This window comes from Micromonospora sp. WMMD975 (assembly GCF_029581215.1).
Taxonomy (GTDB): Bacteria; Actinomycetota; Actinomycetes; order Mycobacteriales; family Micromonosporaceae; genus Micromonospora.
Genome location: NZ_CP120739.1, coordinates 6,536,091 through 6,557,306, shown reverse-complemented (window position 1 = coordinate 6,557,306; position 21,216 = coordinate 6,536,091). Strand labels below are relative to the sequence as shown.

Genomic DNA, 21,216 nt, shown 5'->3' with positions numbered 1-21,216 from the left:
GAGTACCCACGCAGAAGGATGTTTCCGACATGCCTTTCGTCACCGTCGGTACGGAGAATTCCGCGCCCATCGACCTGTACTACGAGGACCACGGTTCCGGTCAGCCGATCGTGCTGATCCACGGGTTCCCGTTCAACGGGGCCACCTGGGAGAAGATGAGCGGTCCGCTGCTCGCCGCCGGATATCGGGTGATCACGTACGACCGGCGGGGGTTCGGCAGTTCCGCCCAGCCGGCGTTCGGCTACGACTACGACACGTTCGCCGCCGACCTGGACGTGCTGATGACCGAGCTGGACCTGCGCAACGCCATCCTGGTCGGGCATTCGATGGGCACCGGCGAGGTCACCCGCTACCTGGGCGCGTACGGGTCGGGTCGGGTGGAGCGGGCGGTCATGATGGCCCCGTTGGCGCCGTACCTGCTGAAGGCCCCGGACGATCCGGAGGGCGTCGACAAGAGCATGTTCGAGGGGTTCCAGCAGGCGATCATCCAGGATCGGTTCGCCTACCTGACCCAGTTCTGCGACGTCTTCTTCAACGCCAGCGAGAACAAGGGGAAGCTGGTCAGCGACGAGGCGTACCACGCGCACTGGCAGATCGGCGCGCAGGCGTCGGCCAAGGGCACCCACGACTCGGTGGACGCCTGGCAGACCGACTTCCGCGGCGACCTGCCGAACATCGACGTGCCGGTGCTGATCATCCAGGGCGACAAGGACAACGTGCTGCCGTACCCGCTCACGGGTCAGCGGCTGGTGAACATGCTGCCCGACGCCAAGTTGGTCACGCTCAAGGGCGCGCCGCACGGCACCCCGTGGACGCACCCGACCGAGGTCAACAAGGCGATCATGGAGTTCATCGGCAAGCCGAGCATGGCCCCGGCCTGACCCGGGAAACGACGGCGGCCCCGGGACGCGCCCGGGGCCGCCGTCGTCGGGCGCTCAGCCGGCGAGTCGGGCCAGCTCCTCGTCGACGATGGAGGGGTCGAGCTTGCGGAACACCGGCTTGGGCGCCGCGAGCGGCCGACCCACTTCCAGGGGTACGGACTCCCAGCGCGCGCCGACCGTGTAGTCACCGGTGAGCACCGGGTACGCCGGCCCGCCGTCGAGGTCGTCGACCTCCTCGAGCACCGGCATCGGCGCGTGGGTGCCGGTGCCGCCGAGCAGTTCGTGGATCTGCTGGGCGGAGTGCGGCAGGAACGGGGTGAGCAGCGTGTTGGCGTCGCTCACCACCTGGAGCGCGACGTGCAGGATGGTGCCCATCCGCGGCTTGTCGTCGTCGCCCTTGAGCTTCCAGGGCGCCTGCTCGGAGAGGTATTTGTTGGCTTCGGCGACCACCTTCATGGCCTCGCCGATGGCCTGCTTCTGCCGGTGCCGGGAGATCAGGTCACCGACGGTGGTGAAGCCGGCGCGGGCCACCGCGAGCAGCGCCTCGTCGGCCTCGGTGAGCCCGGCCGGGTCGACCGGCGGGATCGCGCCGAAGTTCTTCGCCGCCATGGACACGGACCGGTTGACCAGGTTGCCCCAGCCGGCTACCAGTTCGTCGTTGTTGCGGCGGAGGAACTCCGCCCAGGTGAAGTCGGTGTCGTTGCTCTCCGGGCCGGCGACCGCGATGAAGTAGCGCAGCGCGTCGGCGTCGTAGCGTTCGAGGAAGTCCCGGACGTAGATGACCACCTTGCGGGAGGAGGAGAACTTCCGCCCTTCCATGGTCAGGTATTCGCTGGAGACGACCTCGGTGGGCAGGTTGAGCCGGCCCAGGTCGCCGGGCTCGCCGTCCCGGGAGCCCGCGCCGGAGTAGCCGCCGAGCAGCGCCGGCCAGATCACCGAGTGGAAGACGATGTTGTCCTTGCCCATGAAGTAGTAGCCGCGGGCGTCCTTCCCTTCGGCGTCGGCGGACCACCACTTCCGCCACGCCTCCGGGTCGCCGGAGCGACGGGCCCACTCGATCGACGCGGACAGGTAGCCGATCACCGCGTCGAACCAGACGTAGATCCGCTTGTCGGACCGGTCCTGCCAGCCCTCCAGCGGGATCGGCACCCCCCATTCCAGGTCGCGGGTGATGGCCCGGGGCTGGAGGTCGTCGAGCAGGTTGCGGGAGAACCGCAGCACGTTGGGACGCCAGCCCTCCCGGGTGTCCAGCCACTGGCGCAGCGCGTCGGCCAGGGCCGGCAGGTCGAGGAAGAAGTGCTCGGTCTCCACGAACTCCGGCGTCTCGCCGTTGATCTTCGACTTGGGGTCGATCAGGTCGACCGGGTCGAGCTGGTTGCCGCAGTTGTCGCACTGGTCGCCGCGCGCGCTGTCGTAGCCGCAGATCGGGCACGTGCCCTCGATGTAGCGGTCGGGCAGGGTGCGGCCGGTGGACGGGGAGATCGCCCCGGTGGTGACCTTGGGGACGATGTAGCCGTTGCGGTACAGCCCGGTGAACAGCTCCTGCACCACCGCGTAGTGGTTGCGGGTGGTGGTGCGGGTGAACAGGTCGTACGACAGACCCAGCGCCCGCAGGTCCTCGGCGATCACCCGGTTGTACCGGTCGGCCAGCTCACGCGGGGTGACCCCCTCGGCGTCGGCCTGCACCTGGATCGGGGTGCCGTGCTCGTCGGTGCCGGACACCATGAGCACGTCGTGACCGGCCATCCGCATGTACCGGGCGAAGACGTCGGAGGGAACGCCGAATCCGGAGACGTGGCCGATGTGGCGCGGGCCGTTGGCGTAGGGCCAGGCGACCGCGGCGAGAACGTGACTCATGAGCGTCAAGCCTAGTGAGTGCCGGAGGCGACCCGCGAACCAATAGGGCCGGAGGCGCCGGCGTACGTCCGATTTGTCGCCGACACGCGCCCTGAGCTGCCCGGCGAGCCGACGGTGCCGGTGTGAAATGAACGTCGTGACCAGCAGACCAGCGGCACCTGAACCGTCGGCCGCCGCTCAGGCCGGGCGCGCCGCACGCGCCGCACCAGGCGTCCCGGTCGCCCCGCAGCCCCGGGTCGACCCCGCCGACCCGACGGTGGAGGTGGAACCGACCACCGGGGCGCCGGTGGACGCCGTGCCCCGCCGGGTACCGGTACGGCAGCCACGCTGGCAGCGGCGCCTGGCCCCGGCGGGCGACGACGCGGCCGGCTGGGCGCCGATCGAGGAGGTGCACTGGGACGGCACGCCGCTGCGTGACGAGCCGCGCCGCCGCGCCGGCCGCGCCCGCGCCCGGCGGGAACCGGCCCGCCCGGTCCATCCGCCGGACCCGCCCGCCGGCCTCGCCGTGCTTGTGTCGTTGAGCCTGCTCGCGGCGTTCTTCGCCTGGGTGAGCGCCGGCCCGCTCTGGCTGGCGGTGGGCCACTCGACGAGCGGCACGGTGATGATCACCGAGTGCGTGGGCGGCGGGCTCACGCAGCGCTGCCGGGGCATCTTCCTGGCCGACCACGACCGCTTCGAGGCCCAGGGCGTACGGGTCAGCGGCGTGCCGGCCGGGCGCACCGCCACCGGCAGCGTGCTGCCGGCCCGGATGACCGGACCGGACGGCGCCACCGCGTACGCGGACCGAAGCGTCGGCGGGCACCTGCGCTGGCTGCTCGGGCTGGCCCTGGTGGGGGGTTGCGCGGCCGGGATCGCCAGGTGGACCGGCGCGATCCGGCTGGCGGACCCGCGCCAGCGACGCTGGGCGGTGGGCCTGGCGCTGGGCGGCCCGCTGCTCATCACCGTCGGTTTCCTCATCACCGCCTGGTAAGGCGGGGCCCCCTCCTTACACCCTCAGCGGTGCACCAGCTCGTAGACCTCGCGACGGCGCAGCCCGTACGCGGTGGCGACCTCGCTGATCGCGTCCCGGCGGGAGGACCCGGCCGCCTCCCGCTCGGCCACCGCGGCGCGCAGCGCGTCGTCGTCGGGACGGATCGCGGGGGTCGCCGGGGCGCCGGCGACGACAAGCGTGATCTCGCCGCGCACGTCGCCGGCGGCGGCCCACTCGGCCAGTTCGCCGAGCGGCCGGCGGACCACTTCCTCGTAGGTCTTGGTCAGCTCGCGGCAGAGCGCGGCGGGCCGGTCCGGGCCGAACGCCTCGGCCAGGTCGGCGAGCGCGGCGGTGATCCGGTGGGTCGCCTCGAAGAGCACGAGGGTGCGTTCCTCGGCGGCGAGGGCGCGCAGGCGGGAGCGGCGGGCGGCGGGGGCGCGGGGCAGGAAGCCCTCGAAGCAGAACCGGTCGCAGGGCAGGCCGGACAGCGCCAGCGCGGTGGTGACCGCGCTGGGCCCGGGGGCGGCGGTCACCGGGACGCCGGCTTCCAGCGCGGCCCGGACCAGGCGGTAGCCGGGGTCGGAGACGCTCGGCATGCCGCCGTCGGTGACCAGGGCGACGGTGTAGCCGGCGGCGAGCACCTCGGCGAGTTCCGGGGTACGCCGTTCCTCGTTGCCCTCGAAGTAGGAGACGATCCGGCCGGGCACGGTGACGTCGAGGTCGCGGGCCAGCCGGGTGAGCCGGCGGGTGTCCTCGGCGGCGACCACGTCGGCGGTGGCGAGCACCTCGCGGAAGCGGGCGGACGCGTCGGCCGGATTTCCCAGCGGCGCGCCGAGCAGCACCAATCGCCCTACGTCGGACATTTCCCCCACGACGTGCGCTCCTTCATCGACGGTCGTACCAATTTCGGGGACGACTGACGCCACCGGGCACTCCGGCAGCCTACGATCGCCGGGTGACGAGTGCGTCGACAGCACAGGAGCCCTCCCCCACCACCGACCGGGCCGTCGGCTCGCCGGGCGACGACGACGGCGGGGGTGGCGGCGGCGGGATCCCGGCCGCGGTCCGACGCCGGCTCGCCACCGTCGACGACCGTCTCGGGCAGGGGCAGGCGTGGCTGGCCACCGCCGTGGTGGTGGCCATCGCCGCGATCCTGCGCTTCGTCGGGCTCAGCCAGCCGCCCGGCAAGATCTTCGACGAGACCTACTACGCCAAGGACGCGTACGGGCTGATCGACCGCGGCGTCGAGTGGAACTACAAGGACAACGGCCCGTCGTACGTGGTCCACCCGCCGCTGGGCAAGTGGCTGATCGGGATCGGCGAGTGGGCGTTCGGCTACCAGGACGCCGAGAGCAACGTCTCGGTGCCGGGGCACCTGACGACCACCGCGCCGGAGTTCGGCTGGCGCTTCGCCGCCGCGGTCTGCGGCACGCTGTCGGTGCTGCTGCTGGTGCGCATCGGCCGGCGGATGTTCCGGTCCACCACGCTCGGCTGCGCGGCCGGCCTGCTGCTCGCGTTGGACGGCTTCCACCTGGTGCTGTCCCGCACGGCGATCCTCGACATCTTCGTGCTGCTGTTCGTGCTGGCCGCGTTCGGCGCGCTGGTGCTCGACCGGGACGCCCGACGGCGACGCTGGGCCCGGGCGTTGGCGGACGGGCTCGATCCGACGGTGCCCGGGCGGGCCGGCCGGCCGCCGTCGGGCTGGCGGAACTGGCCGTGGTGGCGGCTGGCCGCCGGGGTGCTGCTCGGGTGCGCCTGCGCGGTGAAGTGGAACGGGCTCTACTTCCTCCCGGCGTTCGCGCTGCTGGTGCTGTTCTGGGAGGTCGGGGTCCGCCGCTCGGCCGGGGTCCGCCGGCCCTGGCGCGACGCCGTGCTCGACGAGCTGCCCTGGTTGCTCGTGGCCGGCGTGCTGATGCTTGTCACCTACGTGGCCACCTGGTCGGGCTGGCTGCTCAGCGACGAGGGCTACTACCGCCTGGCCAGCCGGTATCCGAACGTGCCGGGGATGAGCGACACGCCGTTCATCGGCCCGCTGATCAACCTGTGGGAATATCACAAGGCCGCGTACGGGTTCCACGCCCAGCTCGACGACCCGCACAAATACCAGTCCTGGCCGTGGCAGTGGCTGCTGCTGGGCCGCCCGGTGGCGTTCCACTGGTCCGGCACCGGCGACTGCGGCGCGTCGAGCTGCGCCTCCGAGGTGCTGCTGCTGGGCACTCCGCTGCTCTGGTGGTCGTTCCTGCCGGCGCTCGCCGCGACCGCCTGGCTGGGCCTGGCCCGGCGGGACTGGCGGGCCGGGGCGATCCTGCTGACCGTGGCCGCCGGCCTGCTGCCCTGGTTCTGGCTCGCCTTCGACGGCCGGACGATGTTCTCCTTCTACGCCGCGCCCGCGGTGCCGTTCATGGTGCTCGCGGTGGTCTACGTGCTCGGCGCGATCGTCACGCCCGCGCCTGTCACCTCGACGGCGGCGCCGCCCAGCGCCGAGCAGGTGAACGACCGCAGGCTGGTCGGCGGCATCATCGCGGGCGCGTACGTGCTGCTGGTGGCGCTCTGTTTCGCGTACTTCTATCCGATCTTCGTGGGCACGGTCATGCAGTATGCGGACTGGTCGGCCCGGATGTGGTTGGACGGCCGCTGGATCTGAGCGCGGGCAGACGCACGACGGCCCGGTGGGATTTCCCACCGGGCCGTCGTCGTGGCTCGTGATCGCCTCGCCGGCCGACTGAACGGGCCGGGACACGAAAACGCGCGCCCCGATCGCCTGCCACGGGGGAAGCGGGCGATTGGGGCGCGCAAGACAGAGCTTAACCACACTGCGCCGGGCGCACAACGGGTGCAGCGGAGTCAGATTTCCGACCGATACCACCCCCGAATGGTTTACGTCGAGCAGTTAACGGTCGGACCCCACCCGGATGATCTTCCAAAGTGGATCTCACTACACTTCGCCCGGTGATCAACAAGAGACGATCGACGGCCGTCCTGTTCGGACTGCTGGCGGCGACCGCGCTGATCGGTCCGAGCCCCGCCGGGGCCGACGACGAGACCACCGAACCCGCCGCCGAACCCCCCAAGGTCGAGCTGGTCCTGGACGTCAGCGGTTCGATGCGGGCCCGCGACATCGACGGACGCAGCCGGATCTCCGTGGCGCAGCAGGCGTTCAACGAGGTGGTCGACGGCCTGCCGGACGAGACACAGCTCGGCATCCGGGTGCTCGGCGCCACCTACCGGGGCAAGGACAAGAAGCAGGGCTGTCGGGACACCCAGCAGATCGTGCCGGTCGGCCCGGTGGACCGCACCCAGGCCAAGGCCGCCGTCGCCGGGCTCCGCCCGACCGGCTTCACCCCGGTCGGGCTGGCGCTGCGCTCCGCCGCGCAGGACCTGGGCACCGGCCGCACCACCCGCCGGATCGTGCTGATCACCGACGGCGAGGACACCTGCGCCCCACCCGACCCGTGCCAGGTCGCCCGCGAGCTGGCCGCCCAGGGCACCCGGCTGGTGGTCGACACGCTCGGCCTGGCCCCGGACGAGAAGGTACGCCGGCAGTTGCTCTGCATCGCCGAGGCCACCGGCGGCACCTACACCGCGGCGCAGAGCGCCGAGGAGCTGACCGGCCGGATCAAGCAACTGGTCGACCGCGCCCGGGACACGTACACCGCCGCGCCGGCGGTGGTCGGCGGCGCGGCGGACTGCGCGGGCGCGCCGCTGCTCGCCGCCGGCGTCTACACCGACCGGGAGGCGTTCTCCGAACACCGCTGGTACCGGGTGCCGGTACGCCCGGGGCAGGAGCTGCGCGCCTCGGTGAGCATCGCGCTGGACCGGCCGGTCAACCCGGACTACGGCGTGCTGCTGCGCGCGACCGCGCCGGACGGGCGGGAGCTGGTCCGCGGCGTCGACGCCGGCAGCGGCCGTACCGACGTGGTCTCGGCCGGGCTGCGCTGGTCGGCCGCCGAGGAGGAGGACGACGCGGCGAGCCCGGAGCCGACCCCGAGCGGGACGCGGGCCGCCCGGACCGTCTGCCTGGTGGTCAGCAACTCGTTCGCGCCCCGCTCCGGCGCCAGCACCGAACCGGGCATGCCGGTGGAACTGACCGTGGACGTGGTCGCCGCCTCCCCCGCTCCGGACGGGCCGGACCTCGGCCGCGGCTGGGCGCTGCTGCTCCTGCTCACCCTGGCCGGCCTGGTCACCGGGCTGGTCGCCGGGCTGCTCACCCGCTGGTGGGTCGCCACCTGGAGGGAGAACTGAGGATGCGTACCCTGATCGGCGCCGCGACGGCCGCCCTCGCCCTCGCGCTCGCCCCGGCCGCGGCCCTGGCCGCGCCGAGCCCGTCACCGGGCGCGACCACCGTGACCAAGGCGGGCACCTCGTTCCTCACCGCCACGACCATCGACGCCGGCCAGCCGGTACGGGTGGGCGCCTCGACCGGCGACCACCTGTACTGGTCGTTCCGGGCCGACGCCGGGCAGGTGCACCAGCTCGACGTCACGGTCACCTTCCCGAAGCCGCGCACCGGCGCGTCCACCTGGACGGTCGAGGTCTTCGACGGGTTACGCCGCCGGCAGGCGTGCACGGCCGGCGCGCAGACCCCCACCGTGGACGCCGCGGCCACCGCCGTGACGCTCGGATGCACGCTGCGCCGGGTGCGGCCGTGGGCCGAACCGTGGTCGGGCGACCCGCTGCCGGGCACCTACTACGTCCGGCTCTCCGTCACCGAGCTGCCCGAACCCGACCTGGGCCTGCCGATCGAGGTGGACCTGCTTGTCGGTGCCGCCGACTCCGGCGGCGCCTCCGGCGACGACGGTGAGCTGGCGGCGCCGCTGGTGCCGAACACCCGGGCCGGGACCGTGCTGGCGGCCGAGCCGACGCCCGAGCCGGTCGCCGAGGAGGAGACCGACCTGACCGGCTGGCTACCCGAGGCCGGCTCGCGCTGGGTGTGGACCAGCGTCGGCGGGGTGCTCGCCGCCGTGGCCGGCGTGGTCGGCTTCGCCCTCACCCGGCGGCCCCGCCGCCGGTGAGACCGCGACCGGTGGCCGCCGGGCACCCGACACGGCGGCCACCGGAAGCGCTCAGACGGTACGCGGGCGGCGCGGCACCCAGCCGATGAACCGGTCCTGCAACGCGGTGACCGGCGCGCTCCGCAGGTCCTGCGTGGCAGCTGCCAGGCAGGACCCGAGATAGACGCTCAGCGATGCCCGGTCCACCTGGTACTCGATCAGCAGGTCCTGGCGTTTCGTGGCACAGGGCCAGTCGTCGCCGCACGAGCCACAGGTCCAGGCGGGCGTCACCGGCACGTGCTCGGCGGACCTTGGTTCCGACGCCTCCACACCGGGGGTCATCGGCCACTCCTTCCATCGATGTCGACGCTGCCACCCCCCGCAACGTTTCTTCAGCGCCCCATCGCGCTCCGCCGTTACGGTACGGTCACCGCGTGTTCCCGTCACCCACCGACGCTCGTGCATGACCTGTTGCCGCCCGCCGTCGCCGTCGCGGTCGCCGGCCCGGCCGACTGGTCCGGCGCGCTGCTGCCGGTCGAGCGGGCCGCGCTCGGCGACCGGGCGGTGCCCAGCCGCCGCCGCGACTTCACCGCCGGCCGGGTGTGCGCGCGCCGGGCACTCGCCGCGCTCGGCCTGCCGCCCACGCCGGTGCCCGCCGGCGCCGACCGGGCCCCGATCTGGCCGGCCGGCGTCGTCGGGACGATCACCCACACCGCGGGCTACTGCGCCGCCGCCGCCGCGCACGCCAGCGACCTGCGCGCGGTCGGCATCGACGCCGAGCGGCGTCGACCCCTCACCCCGGGGGTACGCCGAAAGGTGTGCCGCCCCGACGAGGAGGCGGACCTGGCCCGACTGCCGTCCGGACCGCCCTGGCCGACGGTGCTGTTCAGCGTCAAGGAGACCGTCTACAAGGTCTGGTACCCGCTCGTCGGCACCTGGCTGGGCTTCCCCGACGCCCGGGTCACGCTCGACCCCGACGCGGGAACGTTCCACGCCGAGATCGCGCCGACCCGGCTCGCCGACGCGCCCGTGCCCGATCCTCCGTCATCGATGTCCGGACGGTTCGCGGTGGACGACGATCTGGTCCGTACCGCCGCCGTTCTGACACGCCGGTGAGGGCCGGACGGCTTTGTCGCCGCCTGCTTGTACCGTCGTTCCGACTGAAAATTCCGAAGGTGCCCAAGGAGTACGGTGAGCCACCCTCAGCCTCCGTCCGGGTCACAGGACCCGAACCAGCCGCAGGAACCGCCGACCGAGGCGTTCCCCACCGCGCCGATGCCGCCGGTGTCCGGCAGCCCCTGGGCGCCCCCCGCCCCCGACACGCCGCAGGCGCCCACCTCGGGTGCTCCCCCGGCGCCCACCTCCGACGCGCCGCAGGCGCCCACCTCCGACGCGCCGCAGGCGCCCACCTCCGACGCGCCGCAGGCGCCCACCTCCGACGCGCCGCAGGCGCCCACCTCCGACGCGCCGCAGGCGCCGGTCTCCGGTGCTCCACAGGCGCCGGTCTCCGGCACGCCCTACCCGTCGCAGCCCGAGGCGTTCCCGCCCGCGCCGCCGACCGAGGCGTTCCCGGCCGCGCCGCCGACGCAGGCGTTCCCGCCGGCACCATCGACGCAGGCGTTCCCGCCGTCGCCACCGACCGAGGCGTTCCCGCCCGCGCCGTCGACGCAGGCGTTCCCGCCGTCGCCACCGACCGAGGCGTTCCCGGCTACGCCGTCGGCGCAGGCGTTCCCGCCGTCGCCGCCGACGTCCGGCACGCCGTATCCACCCCCGGGTGGCGGATACCCGCAGGCAGCCGGCGGATATCCGCCTCCGGAGGGCGCGTACCCGCCGCCGGGGGGTTACCCGCCGCCGGGCGGGGCGCAGCCGCCCTACCCGCCCGTCTCGGGCGCGCCGTATCCGCCGCCCGGGCAGTACCCACCGGGTGAGGCGTACCCGACCGGGCCGTACCCGCCCCCGCCGGGGCAGCCGTTCGGGCCGCCCGCCAAGAAGTCCAACAAGAACGTCTGGATCACGATCGGCATCGTGGCGGTGGTCCTGCTGCTGCTCTGCTGCGGCGGAGGCATCTTCGCCATCTACAGCGGGGCGAAGAAGACCCGGGAGGCGATCGACGATCTGCCCACCCCGGGCATCACCTACAGCAACCCGGTCGACGACCCGCCGACCGGCGACCCGACCGGCGACCCGACCGCCACGCCGGAGCCGGGCAAGACCGACGACCAGACGTTCAACATGCCGGCCGGCGACAAGCTGATCATCAACGACGACTACGGCACCCTCGAAATCACGGTCGGCAACTTCCGGACCAAGGACGCCGCCTGCCGGGAGTACATGCCCGGGCCGAAGAACGGAACGTTCCTGATCGCCGACGTGACCGCCGAGGTCACCAAGGGCACCGGGGCGATCAACCCGTTCTTCTTCACCTGGCGGGCTGCGGACGGCACCGAGGAGAACGGCATCGGCGGCGCCTTCTCCGGCTGCGGCAAGCTGATGACCTCGGGCAACAACCTGCCGGTCGGCTCCAAGCGCAGCGGCCAGCTCATCTTCGACGTGAAGGACAAGAACGGCGTCGTCGAGTACGAGCACCACCTGCGTACCGCCGGGTCCTGGAAGCCCTGACGCCCGCGCGACCCCGCACCGCAGGGGCCGGTCCCGCCCGGGACCGGCCCCTGCGGCCGTTCCGGCGGTCCCACCCGGCCGTTCGGCCATTTCCATGTGCGCGTGCCGGCCACCGGCCGCCAGGCTCGAACGATGACGAACGAGACCACCATCCCGCTGCTGCCCTGTCGGTCCCTGGACGACGTGGCGCCGTTCTACCAGGCTCTCGGCTTCCAGGTGACCTACCGGCAGATCCGCCCCAACCCCTACCTGGCCCTGCTCCGGGAAGACCTGAACCTGCACTTCTTCGGCATGCCGGAGTTCGACCCGGCCACCTCGTACGGCAGTTGTCTGGTCGTCGTGGACGACCTGGTCGGCCTGCACCGCGTCTTCACGGCGGGCCTGCGCGCCGCGTACGGCAAGGTGCTCGTCGCCGGCGTGCCCCGGATGACCCGGCCCCGGGTCCGCCGCAACGCCGACGGACACACCGGTTTCAGCATCGTCGACCCCGGCGGCAACTGGATCCGGTTCGTGGCCCGGGCCGCCACGCCGGACGTTGACGGCAGCTCGGCCGCCGGTCTGTCCCGGGCGCTGGGGAACGCGGTGGTGCAGGCCGACTCCCGCGGTAACCCCCGGCAGGCCGCGAAGATCCTCGATGGCGCGCTGACCCGTCCGGACGCCACCGACGAGCCCGCCGCCCTCGTGGAGGCGCTCGTCTACCGGGCGGAGCTGGCGCTGCTGCTGGACGAGCCGGAAGCCGCTCGGGAACTGCTGCGGCGGGCCGGGGCGGTGCCGCTCGACGAGGAGTCGCGCGCCCGGCTGACCGACACCCTCCAGCACGCCGCCGACCTGGCCGCCACGCTGCCGCCCGGCTGAACCCGGCGACTATCCGAGGTGGCCGGACGCCAGCTCGGGGAAATAGCGGGGTCCAGCCGGCGGGATGCCACCACTTCACCGAACTGGTGTCGATCATCGACCGAACTCGTAACCCGCCTTGCCTCGCCGACCGATCGGTCTGTCCAGCGCCGGACGGCCGGTCGGACCGGTGACGGCGACCGGTGTTCCCGGTCGGCCCGGGAGCCGTCGAGGGCTCGCCGCTCGGTCCGTTTTCCGCGACCTTCGGCATGACCGACGGTCGGAGCGTCGACACGGAGCGCACCGGTCGACCGCTGGAAATCGTTGTGGACGCAAGCAGACTGAGCTGCGTGACGCATCCATCACCGCAGAACCCGGCAACCGTCCCCGTCGGCGCAGGCCGGGCCCACCCCGCTCCGAAGCAGTCCCGCCGGCGTCGGCTCTCCGGCGGCGCGAAGGTCGCGGTCGTATCGACAGGTCTGCTGCTGCTCGCTGGCTGCGGCGGAGTGGCGACCGGGGCGAGCGCCGACGCTCCGAAGCAACCGGACAAGACGGAAGCCGCGCCCGCAACGACGGGTGTCGGGGCCAAGGCACCGGCGGTCGTGGATCTGGCGACCTCCGCCCCGTCACCGACTGAGGCGAGCCCGAGCCCGTCCGCATCGCCCCTGGTTCGGATCACCACCGTCACCTCGACCGCGAAGATCGCCTACTCCACCCGGACGGTGAAAGACGGCACCCTGTCACGGGGGACGAAGAAGGTACGCACTCGGGGCGTCGCCGGCGTCCGCACCCTCACCTACCGGGTGACGGTCACCGATGGGGTCCAGACCGGCAAGAAGCTGGTCCGTTCGGTGGTGACCAGGAAGCCGATCACGCAGGTGGTCGCCGTGGGCACCAAGCAGACACGCAGTTGCGACCCGAACTACAGCGGAGCCTGCGTGCCGATCGCGAGCGACGTGGACTGCGCCGGCGGCAGCGGCAACGGTCCCGCGTACGTCACCGGCCCGGTCCGTGTCGTCGGCAGCGACATCTACGACCTGGACCGGGACGGCGACGGTATCGGCTGTGACGACTGACGTCGCGTGCGGACGGTCGGGTGGCACCCGTACACCTATGCTGGGCCGGTGATCCTCGCTGACGTCACCGGTTCCTGGGCCGGCACCAACGGCTTCCGGATGCTGCCCGCCGACCCGTTCGTCGAGTCGCCGGCCACGCTGACCGTCGCGACCGCCGCCGGCGGGCACCTGACCACCGTGGCGTACTCCTGGGCGCATCCGGACGACGGCCCGCAGGACGGGCTGCTGGTGATCGCGGTCGGCGCGCAGCCGGGTTCGCTCGTCGCCTGGTGGGGCGACTCGTGGCACCAGCAGCCGGGGCCGATGACGCTCACCGGTGACGCGGGCCCGGGCGACACGGTCGCGCTCACCGCCGAGTACGGCGGCGGGTGGGGGTGGCGGATCATCCTCGACGGCACCGAGCCGGCGACGCTGCGGCTGCGGATGGAGAACGTGGTCCCGGCGGACCAGGCCGGCCCGAAGGCACCGGCCGGCCCGTACCCGGTGATGGTCACCGACGTGCGGCGCGCCTGAGCCGTCAGGCGACGCCGTCGAGGATCTCCCGCAGCCGGCGGGCGAACGCCTCCGGCTGCCCGGCGTAGCCGCCCTCCTCCCCGAGGAAACCGCCGTGGTGGCTCGGGAAGACCGCCGGCAGTCCACCGAGCAGCTCGGCCGTCGCCACCGAGGTACGTCCGGTCAGGGTGCCCGCCGACTCCTCGCCCACCGCGATGACGACCCGGGTACGCGTCACGCGGAGCGCGTCGACGTCCGGCCGGTAGCTGGTGACCGCGGCGGACCGATCGGACAGCAGCGGGTCGTCCCGTGAGCCGTCGTCGTCGACCGGCATGCCGAATGTGGCCGGGTCCGGCGCGGGCTGGGCGAAGTAGTCGTCGGTGAACTCGCCCCGCCAGGACGTCATGGCGATGAACGCCGCCATGCCGGCGCCCCAGCCGTGCTTCTGGTACGCCTCCTGGCAGGCGGCGTTCGCCCGCGCGGCGGCCTCGGCGTCGGGGAGCAGCGGCACCAGCGGCGGCTCGTGCGCCACGAGCGTGGCTACCGTGCCCGGGTAGGCCGCCACCAGCGCGAGCGCGGTCACCGCCCCGCCGCTGCTGGCGAACATGTCGACCGGACCCGCGCCGAGGGCGTCGACGACGGCGCGTACGTCGGCGGCCTGCACCTCCGGCACGGCGTCCGTGCGGCCGTCCCGACGCACGCTGCGTCCGAGCCCGCGCGGGTCGTACGTGATGACGGTCCGGTCCGGGAAGTACGAGGCGAGCGTGGTGAAGCCGTCGGCGCACATCGGCTGGCCGATCATGAACAGGGGCCGGTGTGCGCCGGCCGCCGCGCTCGGGGCGTGGACGTCGTAGACGAGGTCGACCTCGGGCAGTTGGAGCGTCTGGGTTGTGGTCATGCTCCGGTCGACCGTCGCCGGGCCGGAAAGTCATCGGTCCGGGTGCGGCTCGCGGCGGTGTCGGCTGCCCACAATCGGAAAAGGCCGTCTCCCACCACGGGAAACGGCCTTTGCACTGGGTGGAGCTGAGGGGATTTGAACCCCTGACCCCCTCGATGCGAACGAGGTGCGCTACCAGTCTGCGCCACAGCCCCTCCGCCGGCGAACCAGCGTCGGTCCCACCCGGCTTTCACCGGGCGGGCCGGCGCCAAGGTTAACAGGTCGCGCCGTCGCCACGCGAACCGCCCCACCGTCACCCGGCGGCCGCCAGTTCGGCGAGGTGGCGGCATCCCGCACGCTCGGATACCGCCACCTCGCCGAACTGGAGTCGATCAAGGAAAAACGGGCAGATCAGCTGAGGGCAGCGCGGGTCAGGCGCCTCGGCCGGACTGGTAGGGACGGCCGCGCAGGCCGCCGGCCCGGCGGTAGGACACCGAGCCGCCGCTCGCGGCCGGTGGCAGGTCGGACGGGCGGTCCAGGCCCATCGCGGTACGCCGGACCGCCTCCCGCTGGGCGGCCAGCCGGCGCTGCGCCTCCCGCCGGGCCGCCGCGCGTCGGGCCTGTTCGCGGCGCACCTCGGCCTGGCGGGCGGCCAGCCAGGCGGACTCGCGGGCGTCCGCACGCCGCCGCCGGCGCTCGGCCAGGGCCCGCTGCCGCAGGTGTACGACGTACGCGACGAGCAGCGTGCCGGTGACCGAGACGCTGATCCAGAACCCGGGGCCGACGAGCACCACGCCGACCAGTTCGACGAAGTTGAGCAGCAGCAGCGCGGCGAGCACCCGGCGTCGGCGGTAGACCGCGGGGGTGTGCCGCCGCCGGGGCGGGTGCCGTCGGCGGGACTGTGCGGGGATCGCGGAAACGGGCCGGAGCCGGCCGGAGCGCCGCCGGGCAGGCGGGGCGGAGACCGGCCGGTCAAGACCACCCGTGTCCGAATTTTCACTCAAGGTGACAATCAGGGAGCGCGGGGGGTGCAGCGGTCGCCGTCCGGGCACGGTGCGGCGACGACGCTGGCGTTGGAGCACCCGCGCCGTCGACTGCGCCCGCTCCGCCACCAGCCGCTCGGTGGCGTCGTACCGGCGGACCAGCGCCGGAGCGAGGGCGAGCAGACCGGCGGCGGCGAGGACGGCGAGGAGCACCGACGTCGGCACCCTCACCCCTCCCGTCACCAAGTTCGGGGCGAACGCCGCCCAGCCGCAACTTCTTCCGTCACCGCTCGTTAACGGCGCACATCATGCGGGCGGGCAGCGCTTGCCACAGCTTGCAGTTACTTGAGGTTACGGGCCACGGACCGGGTTCACCGTGCGCCGCGCCGGGCGGTCACGGGCCGAACGGCTCAGCGCCGGTTGTCACGTACGCGGTGCCATCGGGCCAGCAGCCCGCCCTCGGCGGCCACTTCCTCGCTGGTCATCGCGTATCCGATGTGGTCCCGCCAGGCGCCGTCGATGTGCATGTACCGCACGTGGTAGGCCTCCTCGCGGAAGCCCAGCTTCTCCACCACGCGCCGGGACGGGACGTTCTCCGGCCGGATGTTCACCTCGATCCGGTGCAGCCCACCGGGGCCGAACGCGTGGTCCACGGCGAGCGCGACAGCGGTCGGGATCACACCCTGACCGGCCACCCGCGAGTCCACCCAGTACCCCACGTAGCCGGAGCAGAACGCCCGCCGCACGATGCTGCCCACGTTGACGTGGCCGACAAGCCGCTCCTGCCCGTCGGAACGCAGGCAGACCGCGAACGGCATCCCGTCGCCGGTCCGCGCAGACTTCCGCTGGTCGGCGTGGACCAGGCGGAACGCGGCCGGCGAGTTCGTCTCGTCCCAACCGCCGGGCACATGGGACTCCCACGGGGCGAGCCAGTCCCGGTTCGCGCGCCGGATCGTCGACCACTCCACCGCGTCGGAACGCCGGTAGGGACGCAGCACCACCGGACCATCCACAAGCACCGCCGGCCACCCCGGCGCCCGCCGAAACCTCACCGAACCGAACCGTTCGCGACTGCGGGGCTCCGCTTCGCTGCACTCCTCGCGCTCACCGGCGCCGGTCCAACAACAGCACATCCACGGTGGAGCCCGCCGCGGCCGTGGTGACCCGCTCACCGAGCACCAGCAGGCCGTTCGCCTCGGCCAGGCCGGAGAGCGTGTACGGGCCGCCGGCCAGCGGCTGCACGGTGTAGCCGCCGCCGCGCCGCTCGGCTACGTGCGCGGGGCGGAACTCGCGCAGCCCCACCGGCGACGACACGGTCTCCAGCAGGTGCGCGCGGACGCTGGGCCGGAACACGGGCTCGGCGCCGGCGAGCAGTTGGATGGCCGGGCGGGCCAGCACCTCGAAGCCGATCAGCGCCGCGCCGGGCTCACCGGGAAGACACACCACCGGCACCTCCTCGGCGCCGACCGTACCGAACCCGAGCGCGGTTCCGGGATAGAGGGCCACCTCGGTGAAGGTGACCGGCCCGGCCCGGCCGCCGTCGCGGCGGGACAGGATCCGGCGGACCATGTCGCCCGGGCCGGTGCCGGTGCCGCCGGTGGTGATGATCAGGTCGGCCCGCAGCGTCTGGTCCTCCAGCAGGCCGCGCAGCGCCTCCGGGTCGTCGTCGCAGATCCCGACCCGGTACGCGAGCGCGCCCGCCTCGGCCGCCGCCGCGGTCAACGCGTGCGAGTTGGTGTCCACCACCTGACCGGGCTGGCTGCCCCGGCCCACGTCGACGAGTTCGTCGCCGGTGGCCACGATCACCACCCGGGGGCTGGGTCGCACCACCACGTGTCCGATGCCGGTGGCGGCGAACACCGCGACCAAAGCCGGCGAGACGTACGCACCGGCGCGCGCGAGCAGCGTGCCGGCGACCAGTTCCTCGCCGGCTCGGCGCAGGCCGTACCCGCGTCGGGGGGCGCGGAAGATCTCCACCGCGGCCATGCCCTGGTCGGTCCACTCCACCGGGACCACCACGTCCGCGCCGAGCGGCAGTGGCGCGCCCGCCGCCACCGAGAAGCAGGCGCCGGGGGTGAGCCGGACCGGCCGCCAGCTCGCCGCGCCCAGGTCACCGACGACGTTGAGCCGGATGCTGCGCCCGCCGGGCATACCGGAGGGGGCCGGGACGTATCCCGGCCCCCGGCTCCCTCCGGAGATGTCCTCCCAGCGCGCGGCGTACCCGTCCACCGCCGCCTGGTCGAAGGCGGGGAACGAGTGCGGGGCGACCACGTCCTCGGCGAGCACGTTGCCGTACGCCTGGGTCAGGTCGAGGTCGAGCGGAGGCAGCGCCCGTAACCTGCGCAGCACGCTGCCCAGGTAGTCGGCGAGCGGCGTCAACTCGTTCGCGGCCGCCTCGGCGTCGGCCGTCGCGGTCATGTATTGGCACCGCCGGACGCGTCGCGCAGGCCGTTCAGGACCGCGTCGGTGACGGTCTCGTCGCCGTTGTTGACGAACTCGGCAAGCCACTTGCGGAACTCGGCGCCCAGGTCCTCCCGCTCGGACGCGATCTGGACCACGGTCTGGAGATAGCCGAGCGGCATGCCGGTGTCGTAGCGGGTGCCCCGGTAGACGATCGCGTGCACCGGCACCCCCTCGGTGCGCAGCAGCTCCATCGCGTCGGTGAGCTGGATCTCGCCGCCGCTGCCCGGCTGGGTGCGCCGGATCGCGTCGAAGATCCGCCCCGGGAGCACGTACCGGCCGAGGACGGCCAGGTTGCTCGGCGCGTCCTCCGGGCTGGGCTTCTCCACCATGCCGGTGACCTTGACGACCTCGGCGACGTCGGCGTACTCCGACTCGGCCGGCTCGACCGAAGCGATGCCGTAGCGGCTGGTCTCGGCCGGGTCGACCTCGAAGAACGCGAGCACCACGCCGCCGGTGCGGGCCTGCAGCTCCAGCATGGCCGGCAGCAGCGGCTCGGACGGCTTGACGAACTCGTCGCCGAGCAGCACCGCGAAGGGCGCGTCGCCGACGTGCGACTCGGCGAACCCGACGGCGTGGCCGAGGCCGAGCTGCTCCGGCTGGCGGCAGGTGTAGATCGCGGCCAGTTCCTCGGTGCGCTTGACCGCGGCCAGCAGATCGGGCTTCTTGGCGAGCCGTTCCTCCAGGTCGGGCCGCCGGTCGAAGTGGTCGACCATCGAGGTCTTGCCCCGCCCGGTGATCAGCAGTACGTCGGTGATGCCGGCCTGGGTGGCCTCCTCGACGATGTACTGGAGGACCGGCCGGTCGACGACCGGCAGCAGCTCCTTGGGGACCGCCTTGGTGGCCGGCAGGAACCGGGTGGCCAGGCCGGCGGCCGGGATGACGGCCTTGACCGCGCGGGAGCGACCAGGGGTCGCTGAGGGGTTCGCTGAGTGCTCCGACATGCCGCGAGACTATCGGCCACGGCTCTGCCGCGGCGGCTGAGGACCGGAAGACGCGCCGCCCGGCGCGGCGCCCGCCTGCTCCGCCGCGCCGGCCCGGGGCAGCCCGTCGGGCGGGCTGACCGTGGTGGCGGCCACCGGAATCTCCTGCGTGCGCACCGGATCGGGGGCGGGCGCCAGCCGGTGGCTGTCCCGCCCGGCGGCCTTGGCCGCGTAGAGCGCGTCATCGGCCGCGTCGAGCACCTGCTGGCCGCCGCCGGCGTGGTCCGGATAGACGGCGATGCCGATGGACACCGTCACCGGCACCCGCAGCGGCTCGGCGTCGTGCCCGTCGACGGACACCGGCTGGTCCCGTACCACCGCGCCGATCCGCTCGGCGACGATCGTGGCGCCCCGCGCGTCGGTCTCCGGCAGCAGCACCACGAACTCCTCGCCGCCGTGCCGGAACGCCAGGTCCACCTCGCGGATCACGCCGCGTACCCGGCGGGCGAACTCGACGAGCACGGCGTCCCCGGCGGCGTGCCCCCACGTGTCGTTGACCTCCTTGAACCGGTCCAGGTCGAGGGCGAGCACGCTGAGCATCCGGCCGAACCGGTTCGCCCGCTCCACCTCCCGCCGGATCGACTCGCGCAGGTAGCGGTAGTTCCACAGCCCGGTGAGCGGGTCGGTCAGGGAGAGCCGTTGTGCCTCCTCGTGCACCCGGACGTTCTCCACCGCCACCGCCGCGTGGCCGGCGAAGGTCCGCAGCGTGACCAGGTCGTCGTCGTCGAACTCGTGCCCGCCGAGCCGGTCGTAGAGGGCCAGTACGCCGAGCGCCGCGCTGGGCGGGCCGGCGGTGGGGTCGCTGTCGGCCGGCGGATGGCCGGGACGGTCCGCCCCACGCGGGTCGGCCACGCCGGGCGCGGCGAACGGCACCGCCACGTACGTCTCGCAGGACGGCTCCCCGGTCGGCGCGTCCGGCGGCGCCCACCGGCCACGCAGCGGCTCCCCGGTGGCGGCCACCGCCCCGACCACGCCGGCGCCGACCGGCACCCGCAGCGTCGCCGGGTCGGCCGGGTCGTCGGTCGGCCAGCGCCCGGTCAGCCCCTCCACGCACTGGCCGACGAGCACCCCGTGGCCGTCGAGCAGCAACACCGCGCCGGCCCGGGCGCCGGTGCCGGCGAGCGCGCTGTCCAGGATCACCCGCAGGATCCGTTGCAGGTCGTGCGTGCTCGCGAGCGTGTCGCCGAGCACCACCAGATGGTTGCGGAGCTGGTCCCGGCTGCTTGTCAACGCCGCCACGTAACTGCTGGTCTCCCGGGTCATCCGGTTGAACGCGCCGGCCAGCCGGCCGATCTCGTCCCGGCTGCGCACCGGCACCCGCGCGGTCAGGTCGCCGTGCGCCACCCGGTCCACCGCGCCGGCCAGCTCGATCAACGGTCGGGTGGTCACCCGGGCCAGCCGCCCGGCCGCCAGCACGGCCAGCAGCGCGGCCAGCGCGACGGCGGCCACCAGCGCGCCGTACAGGCCGGGCGGGCGGTCGCCGCGCACCGAGAGCACGAGCGGCAGCGGCTGCCCCGAGGACGGCCCGACCCGGCGCACGTACCGCCCGTCGCCGGTCCCGGCCACCCGATCCCCGGTGACCTCGCGGGCGGCGGCCAGCACCGCCGCGCGTACCCCCTGATTTTCGGTCGTGGCTCGCCCGGGGTCGTCGAGGAGGGTGACCTCGACGCCGGTCACGGCCGCGAGCCGCGCCACGAAGGCCCGGTCGACGGGCTGCGCGGCGGCGACCGCGCCGAGGTCGGCGCCGGCCGGGTCGCGGAGCCGGACCTGGACGGCGAGCGCGCCCACCGGGCCGGCCGGGACGCCGGCGCAGTCCTGCCAGGGGCCGGCCGGGCCGCCGGCGGTGGCGTAGCTTCTCCGGCCGGTGGCGTCGGCGATCACGACGGCGGCGGCCAGGCCGCGGCCGACCACCTGGTCGGCGGCACGCGACCGGGCGGCCGGGTCCGCGACGAGAGCGACCGCGTCGGCCGCCGCGCGCAGTTGCTGGCAGAGCGCGTCGACCGAGGTACGCACGCCGGCCGCGGCCAGCCCCAGCCGCTCGGTGGCGCGACCACGGTCGACCGCGCTCAGTGTGGTGCCGACGAAGAACGCGCCGAGCAGGACGGGGCCGAGGACCACCACGAGGAAGGCCATCGTCAACCGCCCGCGTAGCGTCAAGCTTGCCCCCGGAAGTACCGCGCCCCTTGGTGCGAT

19 protein-coding genes and 1 tRNA gene are annotated in these 21,216 nt (G+C 73.7%); 10 read left to right on the top strand and 10 right to left on the bottom strand.

The window, feature by feature from the left end:
- Positions 1-29: 29 nt before the first annotated feature.
- Positions 30-881 carry an alpha/beta hydrolase gene (locus O7613_RS29620; RefSeq protein WP_281585057.1) on the top strand — a complete coding sequence of 284 codons (852 nt, stop codon included), beginning with the start codon at positions 30-32 and terminating at the stop codon, positions 879-881.
- A 54-nt stretch (positions 882-935) separates the two neighbouring features.
- Here the strand turns inward: O7613_RS29620 and metG are convergent, their stop codons facing one another.
- Positions 936-2,738, bottom strand: a complete 1,803-nt coding sequence (gene metG, locus O7613_RS29615) for a methionine--tRNA ligase (protein ID WP_282291164.1) — start codon at positions 2,736-2,738, stop codon at positions 936-938.
- Between the two features lie 127 nt (positions 2,739-2,865).
- Between metG and O7613_RS29610 the strand changes: the two genes are divergently transcribed.
- Positions 2,866-3,708 carry a hypothetical protein gene (locus O7613_RS29610; RefSeq protein WP_281585059.1) on the top strand — a complete coding sequence of 281 codons (843 nt, stop codon included), beginning with the start codon at positions 2,866-2,868 and terminating at the stop codon, positions 3,706-3,708.
- Between the two features lie 23 nt (positions 3,709-3,731).
- Here O7613_RS29610 and rsmI read toward each other — a convergent pair whose 3' ends face one another.
- Positions 3,732-4,580 (bottom strand): 16S rRNA (cytidine(1402)-2'-O)-methyltransferase, encoded by an 849-nt coding sequence (rsmI, locus tag O7613_RS29605; protein WP_282291162.1) that lies wholly within the window; start codon positions 4,578-4,580, stop codon positions 3,732-3,734.
- Positions 4,581-4,663: 83 nt separating this feature from the next.
- On the opposite strand from rsmI, the gene O7613_RS29600 reads away from it, so the two are divergent.
- The 3 genes from O7613_RS29600 (at position 4,664) to O7613_RS29590 (ending at position 8,720) form a co-directional block, all read left to right on the top strand.
- Positions 4,664-6,352, top strand: a complete 1,689-nt coding sequence (locus tag O7613_RS29600) for a phospholipid carrier-dependent glycosyltransferase (protein ID WP_281585061.1) — start codon at positions 4,664-4,666, stop codon at positions 6,350-6,352.
- A gap of 305 nt (positions 6,353-6,657) precedes the next feature.
- Positions 6,658-7,950 carry a VWA domain-containing protein gene (locus O7613_RS29595; protein ID WP_282291161.1) on the top strand — a complete coding sequence of 431 codons (1,293 nt, stop codon included), beginning with the start codon at positions 6,658-6,660 and terminating at the stop codon, positions 7,948-7,950.
- Positions 7,951-7,952: 2 nt separating this feature from the next.
- Entirely contained in the window at positions 7,953-8,720 is a 768-nt protein-coding gene (locus tag O7613_RS29590; protein WP_282291159.1) for a peptidase, read from the top strand.
- 51 nt (positions 8,721-8,771) lie between these two features.
- Here the strand turns inward: O7613_RS29590 and O7613_RS29585 are convergent, their stop codons facing one another.
- Positions 8,772-9,041 (bottom strand): hypothetical protein, encoded by a 270-nt coding sequence (locus O7613_RS29585; RefSeq protein ID WP_281585064.1) that lies wholly within the window; start codon positions 9,039-9,041, stop codon positions 8,772-8,774.
- A gap of 117 nt (positions 9,042-9,158) precedes the next feature.
- Between O7613_RS29585 and O7613_RS29580 the strand changes: the two genes are divergently transcribed.
- The 5 genes from O7613_RS29580 to O7613_RS29560 all read left to right on the top strand — a co-directional run bounded on the left by O7613_RS29580 (position 9,159) and on the right by O7613_RS29560 (position 13,741).
- On the top strand, positions 9,159-9,815 hold the full coding sequence (locus O7613_RS29580) for a 4'-phosphopantetheinyl transferase superfamily protein (RefSeq protein ID WP_282291157.1): 657 nt from the start codon (positions 9,159-9,161) through the stop codon (positions 9,813-9,815).
- A gap of 75 nt (positions 9,816-9,890) precedes the next feature.
- Positions 9,891-11,318 (top strand): hypothetical protein, encoded by a 1,428-nt coding sequence (locus tag O7613_RS29575; protein WP_282291154.1) that lies wholly within the window; start codon positions 9,891-9,893, stop codon positions 11,316-11,318.
- 132 nt (positions 11,319-11,450) lie between these two features.
- Entirely contained in the window at positions 11,451-12,173 is a 723-nt protein-coding gene (locus O7613_RS29570) for a VOC family protein (RefSeq protein ID WP_281585067.1), read from the top strand.
- A 329-nt stretch (positions 12,174-12,502) separates the two neighbouring features.
- Positions 12,503-13,228, top strand: coding sequence for a G5 domain-containing protein (locus O7613_RS29565; RefSeq protein ID WP_282291152.1), 726 nt, complete (start codon positions 12,503-12,505; stop codon positions 13,226-13,228).
- Positions 13,229-13,276: 48 nt separating this feature from the next.
- Positions 13,277-13,741 (top strand): hypothetical protein, encoded by a 465-nt coding sequence (locus O7613_RS29560; protein ID WP_281585069.1) that lies wholly within the window; start codon positions 13,277-13,279, stop codon positions 13,739-13,741.
- 4 nt (positions 13,742-13,745) lie between these two features.
- Here the strand turns inward: O7613_RS29560 and O7613_RS29555 are convergent, their stop codons facing one another.
- The 7 genes from O7613_RS29555 to O7613_RS29525 all read right to left on the bottom strand — a co-directional run bounded on the left by O7613_RS29555 (position 13,746) and on the right by O7613_RS29525 (position 21,180).
- On the bottom strand, positions 13,746-14,618 hold the full coding sequence (locus O7613_RS29555) for an alpha/beta hydrolase (protein ID WP_282291150.1): 873 nt from the start codon (positions 14,616-14,618) through the stop codon (positions 13,746-13,748).
- A gap of 120 nt (positions 14,619-14,738) precedes the next feature.
- A tRNA-Ala gene (locus O7613_RS29550) sits at positions 14,739-14,812 on the bottom strand.
- Between the two features lie 216 nt (positions 14,813-15,028).
- Positions 15,029-15,811 (bottom strand): hypothetical protein, encoded by a 783-nt coding sequence (locus tag O7613_RS29545; protein WP_282291148.1) that lies wholly within the window; start codon positions 15,809-15,811, stop codon positions 15,029-15,031.
- A 179-nt stretch (positions 15,812-15,990) separates the two neighbouring features.
- Positions 15,991-16,599 (bottom strand): GNAT family protein, encoded by a 609-nt coding sequence (locus O7613_RS29540; RefSeq protein WP_281585072.1) that lies wholly within the window; start codon positions 16,597-16,599, stop codon positions 15,991-15,993.
- Positions 16,600-16,684: 85 nt separating this feature from the next.
- The gene (gene glp / locus O7613_RS29535; RefSeq protein WP_281585073.1) at positions 16,685-17,998 is read right to left on the bottom strand and encodes a gephyrin-like molybdotransferase Glp; all 1,314 of its coding nucleotides are present in this window, start codon (positions 17,996-17,998) and stop codon (positions 16,685-16,687) included.
- Complete coding sequence (locus O7613_RS29530; protein ID WP_282291145.1) at positions 17,995-18,984, bottom strand: UTP--glucose-1-phosphate uridylyltransferase; 990 nt, start codon at positions 18,982-18,984, stop codon at positions 17,995-17,997. The genes glp and O7613_RS29530 overlap by 4 nt, the downstream gene beginning before the upstream one ends.
- A 9-nt stretch (positions 18,985-18,993) precedes the next feature.
- A complete protein-coding gene (locus tag O7613_RS29525; RefSeq protein ID WP_282291144.1) occupies positions 18,994-21,180 on the bottom strand; it encodes a diguanylate cyclase in 2,187 nt (728 codons plus the stop codon).
- Positions 21,181-21,216: the final 36 nt, after the last annotated feature.

Coding starts and splice junctions, on each gene's coding strand:
- O7613_RS29620 (WP_281585057.1), top strand. CDS start 30: ATGCCTTTCGTCACCGTCGGTACGGAGAATTCCGCGCCCATCGACCTG.
- metG (WP_282291164.1), bottom strand. CDS start 2,738: ATGAGTCACGTTCTCGCCGCGGTCGCCTGGCCCTACGCCAACGGCCCG.
- O7613_RS29610 (WP_281585059.1), top strand. CDS start 2,866: ATGAACGTCGTGACCAGCAGACCAGCGGCACCTGAACCGTCGGCCGCC.
- O7613_RS29590 (WP_282291159.1), top strand. CDS start 7,953: ATGCGTACCCTGATCGGCGCCGCGACGGCCGCCCTCGCCCTCGCGCTC.
- O7613_RS29585 (WP_281585064.1), bottom strand. CDS start 9,041: ATGACCCCCGGTGTGGAGGCGTCGGAACCAAGGTCCGCCGAGCACGTG.
- O7613_RS29570 (WP_281585067.1), top strand. CDS start 11,451: ATGACGAACGAGACCACCATCCCGCTGCTGCCCTGTCGGTCCCTGGAC.
- O7613_RS29555 (WP_282291150.1), bottom strand. CDS start 14,618: ATGACCACAACCCAGACGCTCCAACTGCCCGAGGTCGACCTCGTCTAC.
- glp (WP_281585073.1), bottom strand. CDS start 17,998: ATGACCGCGACGGCCGACGCCGAGGCGGCCGCGAACGAGTTGACGCCG.
- O7613_RS29530 (WP_282291145.1), bottom strand. CDS start 18,984: ATGTCGGAGCACTCAGCGAACCCCTCAGCGACCCCTGGTCGCTCCCGC.